The following is a 16,253-nucleotide window of genomic DNA, read 5'->3' as shown; positions in this document are numbered from 1 at the left end:
GTCCTTTGTTGTAACACAGAATAGCTACTGTTATGATAGTGTTATGAGATGATTCGTAGTTCTGAACAATGGGGTCAGGGGTGTTGCGAAGAATGAGAAATTATAATTTTTTGAGTCCAATCCTGCTGGTTGTGGTGGCGCTGATTGTAAGAGGCCTGGTGACTAACCTGGGAGTTCTTTTCGGATTATCACAAGAAGTGGCGAGTAATATTGCCATGATAGCCATGATTATTGCTGCACTGATTATGTTTAATCGAATGACGAAGGCTCGGCGTAGAAAATAGAAAAAGCTCGGATAACCAGAAGGTTATCCAAGACATGAAGACACCCTCTGGGTGTCTTTTTTTGTATTGACGTTCTGATCCTAACGTTTTAGACTATTGCTAATTGATAATAACATTATAAATAACAAAAATAACAAAACTCATCAAACAAAGTATATGATATCCGTTGCGCTCTCTATTTGCTAGCCCATTCCGGTCCCCAAAGGAGAATCCAATCATGAAGATCATTACCGACAAACCATATATCGTTCAGGACGGCCAGCCTTTGCAGATTGCAATCTGGAAGCTGACCGTCGCCCATAATGATGAAGAAGGACCGCAGGAGCGCTGATGAAGCGTTCAGTCGGTCCTTTATGTCATGGATCAGGCTGTGTGCAGTTCGAGAGATGTGTATCGATACGGGTTAACGGTTCTGGGATAATCTACGATGAAGTGAAGGGAGCGACCTTATGGAAAGACAGCCTGTATTGGAAGTCATTGCTGTGAATGTGGAAGATGCCAAGGCAGCTGAGGAGGGAGGGGCCGATCGGATTGAACTGGTGTCTGCGATGTCCGAAGGAGGGCTTACCCCCAGTTATGGTGTCATCGAGCAAGTGATATCCCAAGTATCTATCCCGGTGTATGTCATGATCCGTCCGCATAGCCGCTCGTTTCGCTATAGCACAGATGACATCCACGCCATGACCCGGGATGTACGCGTGGCGAGGGAACTTGGAGCCACTGGCATTGTGATCGGCGCTCTCACGGGAGATGGTGAAGTGGACCTCCTATCCTTGCAATCATGTATGGCCGAAGCTCAGGGTTTGGGCGTTACGTTTCATCGTGCAATTGATGTAAGCACAAGCCTGACTGAGGCGCTCAAGGCCATTAACACATTGGGGAACGTGGAGCGTGTGCTTACATCGGGAGGGAAACAGACAGCGCCTGAAGCCATACTGGAACTGATACAGCTTCAGCAATTGGGGCAAACCTTGAACATCGCTGTCATGGCAGGATCGGGGATAACCGTAGATGGGATTCAGACCCTCGTCCAACAAACAGGTATCACAGAGATACATATGGGATCAGGTGTGAGATACGAAGGCAGCTTTAATTATCCCATTGATCCACATTTGGTTGAAGAAGCCAAGCAGCAGTTATTGCTTGCATTACGGCCATTCATGGACAGTAGTGCACTGAGTAGCGGTCCAAGCAAGGGTGGTCCAATAATATAGGGATGCGCTAAATAAAAGGAGTGATACGCCATGAATTATGAACTGCAACCAGCCGAATGGATTAAGTCCGCAGCACAGGTCAGCCCATCCGAACGCCAGCTGAGATGGCAGGAGATGGAGTTCTACGCGTTTATTCATTTTACGGTAAATACATTTACGGATCAGGAATGGGGCACTGGGGAGGAAGACCCGGCTATCTTCAATCCTTCTGAACTGAACGCAACGCAATGGGTGCAGGCGTGGAAGGCTGCGGGGATGAAGGGGCTGATTCTGACATGTAAGCATCATGATGGATTTTGTTTGTGGCCCAGTCAGTTTACAGCGCATACGGTCGCGGCTAGTCCGTGGAGGAATGGTGCGGGGGATTTGGTTCAGGAAGTCGCCGATGCCTGCCGTGAGGGTGGATTGAAGTTTGGTGTGTACCTGTCTCCTTGGGATCGGAATGAAGCCACTTATGGGGATTCCGAGAGGTATAACGAGTTTTTCCTCCATCAGTTGCGCGAGCTGCTCACGAATTATGGTGACATCTTCTGTGTATGGTTCGATGGTGCATGTGGTGAGGGACCGAATGGCAAAAGGCAGGTCTATGACTGGGACGCCTATTATGCGCTTATTCGTGAACTTCAGCCCGAAGCTGTCATCTCGGTATGCGGCCCGGATGTTCGCTGGTGCGGCAATGAGGCGGGGCATACGCGCGATTCGGAATGGAGCGTTGTGCCAGCGCATATGCAGGATAATGAGAAGATTCAGGAGCAATCGCAGCAGGTGGATGATGGTGAGTTTGCCACAAGGATCAATACGCAGGACAGTGACTTGGGAAGCCGAGAGGTCATTCGTTCCCAAGGTGACCCACTGATCTGGTACCCTGCCGAGGTGAATACTTCGATTCGCCCAGGATGGTTTTATCATGCCAGTGAGGATGATCAGGTCAAAACATTGGAAGAACTGCTCGCTGTCTATTACGGCACAGTTGGGGGCAACGCCACCTTTTTACTCAATCTTCCACCGGATACGCGTGGTCTCATTCACGAAACGGATGTCAGGCGACTACAGGAATTGGGAGATTCGCTGCGTACCATTTTTCAGGAAAATTTCGCCTTGCAGGCGCTGGTAAAAGCATCGGAGACGATGGATGAACAACATGCTGTATCGGAAGTGCTGACGGAACGCCGGGATACGTATTGGTGTCCTCACGAAGGAACGGAGCAGGCTTGGATCGAGCTGGTTTTCAGGAGGAACGATCGTTTGACCGGGTGGTACTGAAGGAACATATCCAGACAGGCCAACGGATTGAGCGTTTTACACTGGAGTCACAGAGGGCAGATGGTGGTTGGGAAGCGTTCTACACGGGAACGGTGGTGGGTTACAAGCGAATTTGCTGTTTCCCACAGGTCACATCGAGAAAGATGCGATTAACCATTCATGAATCCAGATGGTGCCCTACGTTGTCCGGGTTAGGCATATATCTGAGCGAGCGGGGAGGGGTGTAAAATGGAGGTGCTGACGTATAAAGGTTCACAATTTATGTATGATGGCGAGCCCATTCGGATTTTGTCGGGTGCCATCCATTATTTCAGAGTGGTCCCCGACTATTGGGAGGATCGGTTACTCAAGTTGAAAGCCTGCGGTTTCAATACGGTGGAAACGTATGTGCCGTGGAATGTCCATGAGCCGCAGCCGGGGCAGTATTGTTTTGAAGGCATGGCTGATCTGGAACGTTTTATTCGCATTGCGGGAGATGTGGGTGTGCATGTGATTGTTCGCCCAAGTCCCTATATATGTGCCGAGTGGGAGTTTGGCGGATTACCTGCCTGGCTGCTTGCTGATGATGATATCCGTCTTCGGTGTAATGATGCAAAATTTCTGGCGAATGTGGATCGTTATTATGATGTGCTTTTGCCCAAATTGAAACCCCTTCTGAGCACCCATGGCGGGCCGATCATCGCAATGCAGATTGAAAATGAGTACGGTAGTTTCGGGAATGACGCGAGTTACCTGCGATATTTACGTGATGGCATGGTGGAGCGCGGTATGGATGTGTTGTTATTTACCTCGGACGGACCGACAGACCACATGCTGCAAGCGGGATCAGTGCCGGGGCATCTGGCTACAGTCAATTTTGGATCAGGAACGGAGGGAGCGTTCGCCAAGCTGCGTGAATATCAGGCGGACGAACCTTTAATGTGCATGGAGTATTGGAACGGCTGGTTCGATCACTGGGGTGAGTCGCATCATACCCGAGAAGCCGCAGATGTGGCTAGTGTGTTTGAGGAGATGCTTCGAGCAGGAGCTTCAGTCAACTTTTATATGTTCCACGGTGGAACGAACTTTGGATTTTATAACGGGGCGAACTGTCAGCAGAAGGATCAATACGAACCAACGATTACAAGTTACGACTACGATTCACTGCTTAGTGAATCCGGGGAGCCGACAGCGAAATTTCATGCCGTACGTGATCTTATTGCTCGGTATAGCAACGAAGATCTGGGTGAGCTGGTGTTGCCAGAACCGAAGGGGACCATCGCTTATGGGCGAGTAGAGTTGAACCAGCAGGCGTCATTACTGGCGCAGATGGATCGGATATCAGTCCCGGTGCAACGTACGAATCCGGAACGGATGGAGAAGCTGGGTCAGGATTATGGCTTTATTTGTTATCAAACCCGGATATCCGGGCCCAGGGAGCGACAGGAACTGGTGGTTCAGGAGGTCCGTGACCGTGCGCTTGTGTTTGTGGATGGGCAATTTCAGGGTGTGCTCGAACGGGGAAATACGGCATTATTGGTTTCCTTTGCAGTGCCGCCAGAGGGCGCAGATCTATTGATCCTTGTCGAAAATATGGGGCGAATCAACTATGGCCCGTACCTGAGAGATCCGAAGGGCATTACGGAGGGGGTGCGACATGGCTTTCAATTTTTATATGATTGGACGATTCATTGTCTGCCATTAACTGATCTGTCGAGCTTACAATTTAGTGATGTGATTAGCGAAGCAATTAACGAAACAGTTAATGAAGTACAGGGACCAGCATTTTATCGAGGAGAGTTTAATATCACGGATGTAAGAGATACTTTTCTACGTCTGGATAAATGGACCAAGGGAGTTACATTTGTAAACGGATTCAATCTGGGGCGCTACTGGAATAAAGGACCGCAAAAAACATTGTATGTACCTGCCCCGCTCCTCCATGAAGGTGAGAATGAAATCATCGTATTCGAGCTTCATCAGACGTCTGAACTGGCCGTAACGTTCGTGGATACACCGGATTTGAGCTAGGAAAAGGAAAATAGGTGAGCCAAACGATTATTGAGAATTGTCGTGTCCGCCGGAAAAAGGTATACGTTGGGTATGGACATTGACTAGGGCGTGTCTGAAAACTCGAAGGAAGCAGATTTTGCCGAATTTTCGTTCCAAGCAAGGAGATTTTCCGCAGGCGTGCCGGGGCACGTCAAGGGAAAGTGACGCAGCAGGGGGCGAAAAGGCGGTAAAAGATGCACTTCAGTGAGTTTTGAGACAGGTCCTACAGGAGAGGATGAGGAAAAATGAAAGTTGGACTCAGCACCTACAGTCTGCAACAAGCATTGGATCGTAAAGAATTAACCGTGCCGGATGCCATTCGTTGGATTGCCGATCAGGGTGGGGAACATGTGGAGATTGTGCCGATGGGATTCAGTCTGATCGATAATCCGGAGTTGATTGATGAGATTAAAGCTGTGGCAAAAGAGGTCGGAATCGATATTTCCAATTATGCCATCGGCGCTAACTTTGCTGTGCAGGAGGACGCCGAAGCGTTGGAGCAAGAGATCCAGAATGTGATTCGACATGTGGATGTGGCTGCAGCGCTTGGCGTGAAGCTGATGCGTCATGACGTGGCTTTCCGCCCCGCACCAGAGGGAACCGTAGCACAGTTCGAGATCGACCTGCCGGTAATGGTGAAAGCCTGTCAGCGGATAGCCGATTATGCAGCGGATTTTGGAATCACAACAAGCGTGGAGAACCATGGGTACTATGTGCAGTCGAGTGAGCGAATTCAGCGTGTGCTACACGAAACGGCGCGGAGTAACTTCAAAACCACGCTGGATGTCGGCAATTTCCTCTGTGTGGATGAAGATCCGGTGAGTGCCGTAAAAAATAACATTTCGTACGCGTCGATCGTGCACGCCAAAGACTTCTACTGGAGACCTTCGTACCGAAATCCCGGTGAAGGCTGGTTCCAAACCTCGCATGGCAATTACCTGCGCGGTGCCATTGTGGGCCATGGCGATATCGACATGCCTGAGGTATTCCGTGTGTTGAAACAATCCGGGTATGACGGATATATCTCGATTGAATTTGAAGGCATGGAGGATTGCAAAACCGCCTCACGCATTGCCATGGATAACGTCCGCCGCCTATGGGAAGAGGCATAGGGCCGAGTACTTGTTTTAAATGAATGAAATTGAATCAAATTCTAAAGAAGGCGTGAGTAACAGAGGGGAGGCTTGGAACTGTAGGAGCGCCAGCGACCGCCTTTGTCTGCGAATTTCAACCGCTAGAGCGGTCAATAAAAGAAATTTGCAGACAACAGCGGCCGAAAGTCCAAGCATTCACCGTCGTTACGTTAAGCCGCATATTATAATTTTTTGAGTCAATTCATATGAAAACGATGGAGGAATCAGCACTATGTCCAAATTGAAAGTCGCCGTTATCGGTGCCGGATCTATATCCGATTGCCATTTGCAAGCCTACGCCAGTAACCCGGACGTTGAAATATACGCCATCTGTGACCTGAATGAAGCACGTGCCACAGAAGTGGCAAAGCAATATAATGCAGCTCATGTGTTTACCGATTACAAAGAATTGCTCGCACTGCCCGAGATTCATTCCGTCAGCATCTGTACATGGAACGACTCCCATGCGGAGATTAGCATTGCTGCTCTGGACGCGGGCAAAAACGTGTTATGTGAGAAACCGCTCTGCCAAACGGTGGAGGATGCGCTCGAAGTAGAGAAGGCGGTTCACTGCAGCGGAAAGCTGCTGCAAGTTGGTTTTGTTCGCCGCTATAGCGACAATGCACAGATTCTGAAGAAGTTTATCGACGAGGGTGAACTGGGCGAGATCTATTATGCCAAAGCCTCCAGTCTGCGTCGTCTGGGCAATCCGGGTGGCTGGTTCTCGGATATCAACCGCTCCGGTGGCGGCCCGCTGATCGATATCGGGGTGCATGTAATCGACATTTGCTGGTATCTGATGGGCAGACCGAAGGTGAAATCCGTCTCCGCTAACGTGTCCAACCGATTAGGGAACCGCTCGAACATTAACAATCTATCGTTCTACAAAGCAGCCGATTATGACGCGGAGCAAAATACCGTTGAGGATATGGCGAATGCCCTGATTCGTTTCGAGAATGGTGCGAGCCTGCTTGTGGACGTCAGCTTCACGCTCCATGCCAAAGCGGATGAGACTTCGGTCAAGCTATATGGCGACAAAGGCGGTGCCGAGTTAGAGCCGGAAATTTCGATCATAGGCGAGAAATTCAATACTATTTTGAACATGACCCCACAGGTCGATTTCAAATCATTTGATTTTATGGGCTCGTTCCGCAACGAAATCAATCATTTTATCGACAGCACGCAGGGTCGCAAAGAAACACTTAGTCCCGTCGAGGACGGCGTCGAGGTCATGAAAATGCTCTGCGCCATCTACGAATCAGCACGCCAAGGTCGCGAAATCACACTGTAAAAGGGGCATTGCATTAAGGGGATGCTCTACTTTTATACTTTACTACTCCCGTGGCATTAAAAGTTATGAGCACTTCGCTCCTTTTCAATGCAAAGCTCCGCTTCGGGCGGGCGTGGATTCGTCCTCTCCGCTCACGGTTGGAGCAGAGCATGGAACGAGCGCTAACGAATCTGAGGCGTCCTATTTAAGGATTTGGAGCGCTAGCAGAAATCTAAGGAACCTGACACACGCTATATCAGAATAAACAGCAGTTTACAGCGTTTTTATCAGCTAATTTCGGGAAATAACGTGTCTGATGTTCCTTACAATTTAAAAAGAGGACCAAAAGGCTAAATAAGACGCCCTGTGTTCCTTAGAAAATTCTCTACCCATTCGCCAGGATCAGCCGCTTGGATTTCGAGACGTTATAAACGCGCGGACATCGATCATCGTATATCTTCCCTGAACTGAAGTTGAAGACACACCCTATAGAAGACTTACCGTTTACGCTATAACAGAGAGTGCAGAACCAATCCAAAACAACGAATCGCACTCTCACTACCCTTGGAATTTCCCTATAGAAACGATGGAATATGGGGCTCCATAGTGACTGGGAGAGGGCACCGCACTCGAAATAACAGAATTACTGAGCCCCTTACAGTTAAACTAAGCGTTTACGCCAAAACGGAGAATGCAGAACTAATCCGAAGCAGCGAAGCACTCGTTTTTCTCCCTCGATCTTCTAGAGGAAAGAGGGAAATAAGGGGTCCATAGTGATTGGAGAGGGCACCGCACTCAAAATAACAGAGTTACTAAGCCCCTTAATAGTCACACTAAAAATGACAGGATTTACAATGTCCTTCTTAGTTGAACTAAACGTTTACACGATAACGGAGAGGGCAGAGAAATCTGAAGAAGCGAAGCGCTCGCCTTTATCCCCGGATTTTCCCTCTAGGGAAATAATCATAAAATCTGGGGATAACAGCGATCGGAAGATTAGTCTGACCGCGCAGTGGCCGAGTGTAAATCTATATGTGCAGCGTATGACATCCAATCCAGAGGAGATGAAACAGAATGAGCGAAACCAAAGAAACCGTACTGGAGCAGGAAGAGCAGATTGTCGAAGCCGGCGTGCACAATTTTAGCAAAGAGGAAGAGTGGATCAAACCGGAAGATCCGTTGCTGAATGAGCGGTTGGAGTGGTTCAAGGACCAGAAGCTGGGGCTGATGATGCACTGGGGGCCGTATTCCCAGCTTGGCCTCGTCGAATCCTGGGCGCTGAGCGATGAGGACGGCGATTGGTCACGCGATGACATCGACTGGACGGATGACATGGAAGACTTCAAGCGGGAATATTTCGATCTGAACAAAACCTTCAACCCGATTCGCTTCCAGCCCGAGGAGTGGGCACAGATGGCGGCAGATAACGGGTTCAAATACTTCCTGTTTACCACCAAGCACCATGACGGTTTCTGCATGTGGGATACCAAGACGACGGATTACCGGATCACGGGCAAGGACACGCCTTTTCATACCCATAAGTATGCGGACATCTGTCGAGCGCTATTTGACGCTTTCCGGGCCAAAGGACTCGGCATCTCAGCATATTTCTCCAAAGCGGACTGGCATACCCCGTATTACTGGGCGCCGGGCATGGAGCGTGGACGTCATATGTGGCGCGGCCCTTCGTATGATCCCCATAAGTATCCGTGGCTGTGGGAGAAATTCGTAGAGTTTACACATGAGCAGATCATGGAGCTGCTGACGAATTACGGTCGGATCGAATGTCTGTGGCTGGATGCCGGTTGGGTGCGCGAAGGTCGCCATGGTCAGGATATCAGGCTGGGAGAAGTCGTGGAACGGGCGCGTCAGACTACACAACCCTGGCTCCTGTCTGCAGATCGCACCGTCGGTGGACCGTATGAGAATATCGTTACCCCCGAGCAGATCATACCGGAACATCCGATGAACATTCCATGGGAGAGCTGTATTACCGTGGGTAACTCCTTTGCCTTCGGATTCGATGATCAGTATAAAACGGGAAGACAGCTGGCACATATTCTGCTCGAAGTCGTGTCCAAGGGTGGTAACTTGGCGCTGAATGTAGGACCACAACCCGATGGGCGTCTGCCAAAAGGGGCAATTCGAGGCATCAAGGGCCTCGGTGAATGGTTGTGTACTCATGGAGAAGGCGTCTATGGAACCAGGATCTGCGGGCCATATTTTACGAAAGATTGGGCCTTCACCCAGAAGGAAGAGATCAACACCGTATATGCCTTCCGTTTGTACCGAAACGAAAATGAGACCGTACAACCACAGTTGGTCATTCCTTATCTGGAAAAGGTAGAGCGGATCGAACTCATCGGTAGCGATGACGTACTTTCGTATCAGCAGACAGAAGACGGACTTCTTGTGGATCTGCCACAATCCGCTGCAACCAGTGCAGCGCCCATCACACATACGTTCAGATTGATCACAAGCGCATAGAGGTTGTTCAAAAAGTCCCCAATTGATCACGAAGTAGACCACGAAGCGAACTCGACATCGAATCTTGCGTTCACCTTCGGAGTCCGGTGCTCATGTAGGTTTGCCTACACTCCGCTCCTCCTCCTTCAGGTTTTCGCAACCTTCTCGGTGCTGAATCGTTAACTTTTTGAACTTGCATGTAAAGAACGCCATGTCAATTCCGGGGGAGATATCACAGCCTCCGGGATTTTTTTATTCATACATAAGGAACACAATTCCCAATAGAAACGGCTCGCAACCCCTTGTCACACAAGGATTTGTGGAATAAAGAGAAGTCGGAGAAAATTGCAAATTGATAAAAGTTTACTGTGCGATGTACTATCAAATCAAGAAAGCGCTACCTGATATGAATGTTTACATCGATTGTGTTTAACAAGGAAAAAAGAACAGAAAAAAGGATGTTTAAGGGATATGAATGTAATGTATTATTACACTTGAGGTGTAGAAGGAGTGACGCAAATGAGTCGAGCTACGGAAAGCATACCCGCCAAGATGGAACTCCAACAGAGGAAACATGTGGAGCCCAAGCGGCAGCATCCATTCATCAAAAGCCTCAAGAAACACTGGGAGCTCTACCTGCTCGTGCTGCCCCCGGTGTTGTATCTGTTGATCTTCAAGTACATTCCTATGGTGGGTGTCCAGATCGCCTTCAAGGACTTCAGTGTGGTCAAAGGAATCTGGGGAAGCCCGTGGGTCGGATTCAAACATTTTGAGGCATTCTTCCAATCTCCAAACTTCTGGCTGTTAATCAAAAACACGATAGGCATCAGCTTTTATTCCTTAATTGCCGGTTTCCCCATTCCGATCCTTCTGGCGCTGGCGCTGAATGAGATTCGAACGGGTTACTTCAAGAAGACCGTGCAGATGGTCACTTACGCTCCGCATTTTATCTCCACGGTTGTTATGGTATCCATTATCATTCTGATGCTCTCCCCGCATGTGGGCGTGGTAGACAAGCTGTTCACACTGCTCGGCTTCCCGATGACGAACTTCATGGGCATTCCGGAATACTTCAAATCGATCTATGTCTGGTCAGGTGTGTGGCAGGGCATGGGGTATTCATCAATTATATATATCGCAGCTCTTGCTGGTGTTGATCCATCTCTCTATGAAGCAGCGAAGATGGACGGCGCATCAAGGCTTCGGAAAATATGGCACATCGACCTCCCATCGCTCATTCCAGTCACCGTTATCATGCTGATTCTGAGTCTGGGCAGCATTATGGGCGTGGGCTTCGAGAAAATATACCTGATGCAGAATCCACTCAACACAAGCGCTTCGGAGGTCATCTCCACGTATGTGTACAAGGTGGGTCTGATCGGGGCGAATTTCAGCTTCTCCTCGGCAGTAGGGTTCTTCAACTCCATTATCAACCTGATCCTGCTGGTTATCGTCAACGGCATATCGCGCAAAGTATCCCAGAACAGCTTGTGGTAAAGGAGGAGCTTATCCATGTTCAACCTGATTAATCGTAACCGGATCAAGGACCCGCTTGGTGACCGCATTTTCATGACATTCAACTATATTTTTCTGTTCGCCATACTGCTAACGGTGTTTTACCCGCTCTTGTATATCATCAGTTCTTCGTTTAGCTCTTCACGAGCCGTGACATCCGGCCAGGTGTGGCTGTTCCCGGTAGACTTTAACATCAAGGCGTACATCTCCATTTTCAAAAGCCAACAGCTTATGCTCGGTTTCTATAACACGATCATCTACACCGTGGTGGGCACGTTCATTAACGTGGTGCTGACCGTCATGCTGGCGTATCCTTTGTCACGAAAATCGTTCTATGGACGAGGGGCCATCATTATTTTCATGATGATCACAATGTTCTTTGATGGCGGTCTGATCCCCACCTACCTCCTGATGAAGGATTTGCACCTGCTCGATACACGTTGGGCGATGTGGCTGCCCGGGGCGCTCGCAGTATTCCAGGTCATCGTGGCAAGGACTTTCTTCCAATCTTCCATCCCGGAAGAACTCGGGGAGGCCGCCGAAATGGACGGTTGCCGGGATATCCGGTATCTGATCAGCGTAGTTCTTCCCTTATCAAAGCCCATTCTGGCGGTCATGACACTCATGTATGCCGTAGGTCACTGGAATGCATACTTTGATGCACTGATCTACCTGCGCTCCGAGAAATTGTTCCCTCTACAATACGTGCTTCGCAATCTGCTCATCCTGAACGCGGCTGATCCAGCGATGCTCGCCAATACCAGCCAACAGATGCGGGATCAAGGGTTCGAGCAGGTGTTGAAATATGCACTGATCGTTGTGGCGAGTATTCCAATTCTGATCATGTATCCATTTGTACAGAAGCATTTTGTTAAAGGGGTCATGGTTGGTTCCCTGAAAGGTTAATCCTTGTGAGTTAAGCCTGGTTGCCTCTTGAAAGGAGGTGGAAGGAACACGCCGGCTTCCGGGGTCGATTTTATACACGTGCAGTACAAGTCAATAATTTGCCGTTATGAACAAAAAGGAGGAGTCAGATTGAGAAAATCTTGGATTTCGATGTTGTTTCTGGTCTTTGCTTCGATGGCTTTGTTGTCCGCATGCAGTTCATCCGAGGAGTCGGGTGGAAGTAGCGACGGTAGCGGGGAGAGCGGCGGTCCTGTAACCATGACCCTCTTTGCTCCGCAAGGCAAAGCGTCCATGGAAGAGAATGAATTCACCCAATTTATCGAAGACAAGTTCGACGTTACTCTGAAATGGGATCTGGCCCCAACGGACGCCTTGCAGGATCGCAGACAATTGCTACTGGCCAGTGGTGATTATCCGGAAGTATTTCTTCACGGCAAGTTCACCACCTCAGACCTTCAAACCTATGGAAAACAGGGCGTGTTCCTTCCGCTACAAGATCTGATTCAGAAGTATGGTCCGAATCTGACCAAGATTATGGAAGAGAAGCCATACTTCAAAGAAGCTATTACGGCACCGGATGGCAACATCTATGCGCTGCCGATCTTCAATGAATGTTACCACTGTACGTATGCACAGAAATACTGGATCAACACGGAGTGGCTTGATAATTTGGGCCTGAAAATGCCAACCACAACTGATGAACTGTATACCGTTCTGAAGGCGTTTAAGACACAAGATCCAAACGGTAACGGGAAAGCGGACGAGATTCCACTTACAGGCGCACCGAACAAGTATGTATGGAATGGCAACATTGATGCCTACCTGATGAATAGCTTTATATACAATGACAACGACAAATATCTGATCGTGAACGATGGCAAGGTGAGTTTTGCCGCCAATCAGGAAGGCTGGAAGAAAGGGCTGGAGTACATGAACAAGCTCTATGCAGATGGCCTGATTGATCCGGCTTCCTTTACACAGAATGATCAGGCGATTGGACAGCTGGGGAACAAGGAAGGCGATGAAGTGGTCGGCTCCATTACAACGGCGCTGGTCAGTTATCTCGTGAATACTTATGACAAAGATATCACCCGTCACCAGCACTGGGAGATCGTTCCTCCATTGAAAGGACCAGATGGAGTGCAGACGACAGGCGCCACGCAGAGCGTAGGTGAGTTTGAGTTTGCCATCACGAACAAAGCGACAGAAGCACAGCAGATTGCCGCCATCAAAATCGTAGACTACATGTTCAGTGAAGAAGGTGCTCTGTACGCGGAGTATGGACCAACTGAAGGCAAGGGCTGGAAGAAGGCAGATGCCGATGAGAAAAACATCAATGGCGAGCCAGCCAAATACAGTTACTACAACCTGCCTGAGCGTGATCCAAACGTTGTTGTGAACGAGAGTTGGTCACAGATCGGAGCACATGACTTGTCCAACACGTTCCGTAATCTGTTTGCGGAAGGACAGAATCCTTTAGAAGCAGAGGGTTATGGTACACGTCTGGCTCAAGCTACCAATGTGTATGAACCTTATGCACCCAAAGAAGTATACCCTGCGAACGTATTTATTCGTCCAGAGGATACGGAATCAGCTGCACAACTGACTACGGCCATCAAGGATTATGTGCAGACGAATATGGCACAGTTCATTATTGGCAGCAAGAGCATTGAAAAGGAATGGGATTCGTATGTCAAAGGCTTTGATGGTCTCGGACTGAGTAATTACCTTGAGATCTACCAGCGTGCCATTGAGAAGAATCAATAATTGAAGGATTCAATATAGAGGCTGTCCCGTCTGTCACCCGTGACCGGGACGGTCTTCTCCTATGACAACCCCACGTCATCCGATATAATGTACTGAATATTTATGGAAAATTAGCGATCAGCACAGGTGTTTGTCGTCATTCAGCATGAACAGTAATGGTGGGGGGATCTCGGAGATGAACAACAATTGGTTTAGACGTTTGCTGTTATCGTATCTGCCTGTTTTCTTTATTGTGACGACCATTCTATTCTTTATTTTCTTTCAAGTATTCAATGAACAGAACCGTAGAGAAGCGCTCAAGGCCAATGAATTTCTGGCCTCTCAGGTCACGCAATATCTGGACAACTCCCTGCGTTCCATCGACTTCAAGGTACTGCGTGAGATTTTGACCAACCCTAACTTGAAGAATTATTTCTCGGTATCTGGCAGCGATGATGTGTATGCTGGCATTCAGGCGGTCCAGGTGGTTGATGAATTGAAAATAGAGTATCCGCTGATTGATTCAATTTATCTCGTTCGATACGGGGATGGCACGGTCTTCAGTAACGGGAAGGCTGTTCCGATTGAAGAGTTCCCGGATGCAGACTTTATTGCAGATAGCCGGTCAAGGGATGAACAGAAATGGGCAGGGGCACGAGCGTTCCAAGCTTTTCCTTCACAAGCGACGGAGCAGGTGATTACGATTGTGCGAACTGTAGGAAACGGCAAAGGACTTGTGGTGACAAATGTGGACCTGAGTACCCTGAGGAAATCCATTATGCAGATGTATGATCCGGAATTTACGTTTGTGAACATCTTCAACCGTTCGGGCGGCAATCTGTGGGATAGCAGCATGCCAGGAGGGGTTGCAGCTTCTACTAAAACCACGTCGGGAGAAGTCTTCTCCGAATTCACGTCGAGTTATAGCGGTTGGAAGGTGCAGACAGGTCTCAATAATGGAAAAATCGTCAAATGGACGCTGCAATTTTATAATATCTGGTTTGCCTTTGCTGTAGTGGTTGTGTTGATTGGTGTGGTGTGGGTGATCTATGTGACTCGCAGGAACTACAAGCCAATTCAGCAGATTGTCACGTTAATTCAGACCGTCTCTTCGCAGAAGCAATCGGGGCTGGGCTATGGCAAGGAGAATGAGTTTCGATTCATCCATACAACGCTGGAACGCATGATTGATCAGACGAGGCAATATCAGGAGGAGCACGAAGAGAATCTGATTTTGCAGAAAAAAATGTTCTTTCAGGAGTTGCTGGAGGGCACACGAGACTTTACGAGCACGGAGCTGACAGCGGAGATGAAGAAGTTCAAACTGCCTGAGCTGGAGCATCATTGGGCCGTCATGGTGGTTGAGATGGATAGGTATGATGCATTTGTAACGGAGTATCATGATCAGGACCAATCCCTCTTGAAATTTGTGTTATCCAGTATTCTGCAGGAGAGTGCGCGTCATGAAGGAACGGAAGTATGGGCTGAATGGATCTCCGATCAGCGTCTGTACGCCATCCTCTGGATTCCGGAAATGGAACAGGTCGAGGAGACTGAGCATCGATTGCTTGCTGGTTATCTGGACAGAATCGATCAGTATCTGAACTTCACCGTGACCATCGGTGTTGGTCGGGTTGCTGTCGATATTCGGGGACTGAGAGCTTCATTGAAAGAAGCTGTGCACGCGCTGGAGTACAAGGCTGTACTGGGCATAAATCGCATCATCCCGTGTAGTGATGTGCCGAATTCGACCAATGATGTGTATGAGTTCCTGAAAACCATCTCACTACTGGTGCAGGCGATGCGTTTATCGGACGATGTGTGGGAAAAGCATTTTGAAAGACTGTTTGAACAAATCAGTGAGTCCGTTCTGTCCCGTCAGGAGATTATGAATACAATCCAATTGTTATTTCAACATTACAATCGGGAATTCGCCGAACTTCCACGGGAGTATCAGGATTCGTGGGCAGCTATATTCACCCCACTTCTTCCAAGGCTTGAGGGCTGGGAGACGTTAGATGACCTGCGTGAGCTGTGCTGGGAAGGGTTCAGAGAACTGGCGCTGCAGATGCAGACGCTGCATTGTTCCCGAAAACACAGATCACATATTTTGGAGATTCGCAAATACATCGAAGAGCATTACAACAATCCTGATCTGTCGCTGAACTACCTTAGTGATCTATTCGATATTAATCCGAAGTATCTGAGCAAGCTTTTCAAGGATGAGATTGGGGAGAAGTTTGTGGATCTGCTCATTAGTCATCGCATCGAAAAAGCCAAGCTGCTCATGCAGGATACCGATAAGGCCATTCAGGAGATCAGTGAGGAAGTGGGATACACGAACTATAATTCCTTCAACCGGGCTTTCAAGAACGTGGTGGGTGTGGCACCAAGTGACTACCGCAAAGCCATCTGAGTGCACGCG

12 protein-coding genes are annotated in these 16,253 nt (G+C 48.7%); all 12 read left to right on the top strand.

What is annotated here, in order from left to right; genetic code table 11:
- Positions 1-92: 92 nt before the first annotated feature.
- The 12 genes from D829_RS0122635 (at position 93) to D829_RS0122575 (ending at position 16,244) form a co-directional block, all read left to right on the top strand.
- The gene (locus D829_RS0122635; protein WP_017691199.1) at positions 93-284 is read left to right on the top strand and encodes a hypothetical protein; all 192 of its coding nucleotides are present in this window, start codon (positions 93-95) and stop codon (positions 282-284) included.
- Positions 285-733: 449 nt separating this feature from the next.
- A complete protein-coding gene (locus D829_RS31735; protein WP_017691197.1) occupies positions 734-1,498 on the top strand; it encodes a copper homeostasis protein CutC in 765 nt (254 codons plus the stop codon).
- Positions 1,499-1,528: 30 nt separating this feature from the next.
- On the top strand, positions 1,529-2,761 hold the full coding sequence (locus D829_RS0122620; RefSeq protein ID WP_017691196.1) for an alpha-L-fucosidase: 1,233 nt from the start codon (positions 1,529-1,531) through the stop codon (positions 2,759-2,761).
- Positions 2,710-2,988 carry an alpha-L-fucosidase gene (locus tag D829_RS34400; RefSeq protein WP_346773285.1) on the top strand — a complete coding sequence of 93 codons (279 nt, stop codon included), beginning with the start codon at positions 2,710-2,712 and terminating at the stop codon, positions 2,986-2,988. The genes D829_RS0122620 and D829_RS34400 overlap by 52 nt, the downstream gene beginning before the upstream one ends.
- Position 2,989: 1 nt before the next feature.
- Positions 2,990-4,771, top strand: a complete 1,782-nt coding sequence (locus tag D829_RS0122610) for a beta-galactosidase (protein WP_017691194.1) — start codon at positions 2,990-2,992, stop codon at positions 4,769-4,771.
- Between the two features lie 266 nt (positions 4,772-5,037).
- On the top strand, positions 5,038-5,904 hold the full coding sequence (locus D829_RS0122605; protein ID WP_017691193.1) for a sugar phosphate isomerase/epimerase: 867 nt from the start codon (positions 5,038-5,040) through the stop codon (positions 5,902-5,904).
- A gap of 253 nt (positions 5,905-6,157) precedes the next feature.
- Entirely contained in the window at positions 6,158-7,216 is a 1,059-nt protein-coding gene (locus tag D829_RS0122600; protein ID WP_017691192.1) for a Gfo/Idh/MocA family oxidoreductase, read from the top strand.
- Positions 7,217-8,269: 1,053 nt separating this feature from the next.
- Entirely contained in the window at positions 8,270-9,682 is a 1,413-nt protein-coding gene (locus tag D829_RS0122595) for an alpha-L-fucosidase (protein WP_017691191.1), read from the top strand.
- A 531-nt stretch (positions 9,683-10,213) separates the two neighbouring features.
- Positions 10,214-11,158 carry an ABC transporter permease subunit gene (locus D829_RS0122590; protein ID WP_143781513.1) on the top strand — a complete coding sequence of 315 codons (945 nt, stop codon included), beginning with the start codon at positions 10,214-10,216 and terminating at the stop codon, positions 11,156-11,158.
- A gap of 15 nt (positions 11,159-11,173) precedes the next feature.
- Positions 11,174-12,082 (top strand): carbohydrate ABC transporter permease, encoded by a 909-nt coding sequence (locus D829_RS0122585; RefSeq protein ID WP_017691189.1) that lies wholly within the window; start codon positions 11,174-11,176, stop codon positions 12,080-12,082.
- Positions 12,083-12,211: 129 nt separating this feature from the next.
- Complete coding sequence (locus D829_RS0122580) at positions 12,212-13,849, top strand: extracellular solute-binding protein (protein ID WP_017691188.1); 1,638 nt, start codon at positions 12,212-12,214, stop codon at positions 13,847-13,849.
- A gap of 175 nt (positions 13,850-14,024) precedes the next feature.
- Positions 14,025-16,244, top strand: coding sequence for a helix-turn-helix domain-containing protein (locus D829_RS0122575; RefSeq protein WP_017691187.1), 2,220 nt, complete (start codon positions 14,025-14,027; stop codon positions 16,242-16,244).
- Positions 16,245-16,253 lie beyond the last annotated feature (9 nt).

Source organism: Paenibacillus sp. PAMC 26794, assembly GCF_000316035.1.
Taxonomy (GTDB): Bacteria; Bacillota; Bacilli; order Paenibacillales; family Paenibacillaceae; genus Paenibacillus.
This window is presented reverse-complemented; position numbering and strand designations above follow the sequence as displayed.

Coding starts and splice junctions, on each gene's coding strand:
- D829_RS0122635 (WP_017691199.1), top strand. CDS start 93: ATGAGAAATTATAATTTTTTGAGTCCAATCCTGCTGGTTGTGGTGGCG.
- D829_RS31735 (WP_017691197.1), top strand. CDS start 734: ATGGAAAGACAGCCTGTATTGGAAGTCATTGCTGTGAATGTGGAAGAT.
- D829_RS0122620 (WP_017691196.1), top strand. CDS start 1,529: ATGAATTATGAACTGCAACCAGCCGAATGGATTAAGTCCGCAGCACAG.
- D829_RS0122610 (WP_017691194.1), top strand. CDS start 2,990: ATGGAGGTGCTGACGTATAAAGGTTCACAATTTATGTATGATGGCGAG.
- D829_RS0122605 (WP_017691193.1), top strand. CDS start 5,038: ATGAAAGTTGGACTCAGCACCTACAGTCTGCAACAAGCATTGGATCGT.
- D829_RS0122600 (WP_017691192.1), top strand. CDS start 6,158: ATGTCCAAATTGAAAGTCGCCGTTATCGGTGCCGGATCTATATCCGAT.
- D829_RS0122595 (WP_017691191.1), top strand. CDS start 8,270: ATGAGCGAAACCAAAGAAACCGTACTGGAGCAGGAAGAGCAGATTGTC.
- D829_RS0122590 (WP_143781513.1), top strand. CDS start 10,214: ATGGAACTCCAACAGAGGAAACATGTGGAGCCCAAGCGGCAGCATCCA.
- D829_RS0122585 (WP_017691189.1), top strand. CDS start 11,174: ATGTTCAACCTGATTAATCGTAACCGGATCAAGGACCCGCTTGGTGAC.
- D829_RS0122575 (WP_017691187.1), top strand. CDS start 14,025: ATGAACAACAATTGGTTTAGACGTTTGCTGTTATCGTATCTGCCTGTT.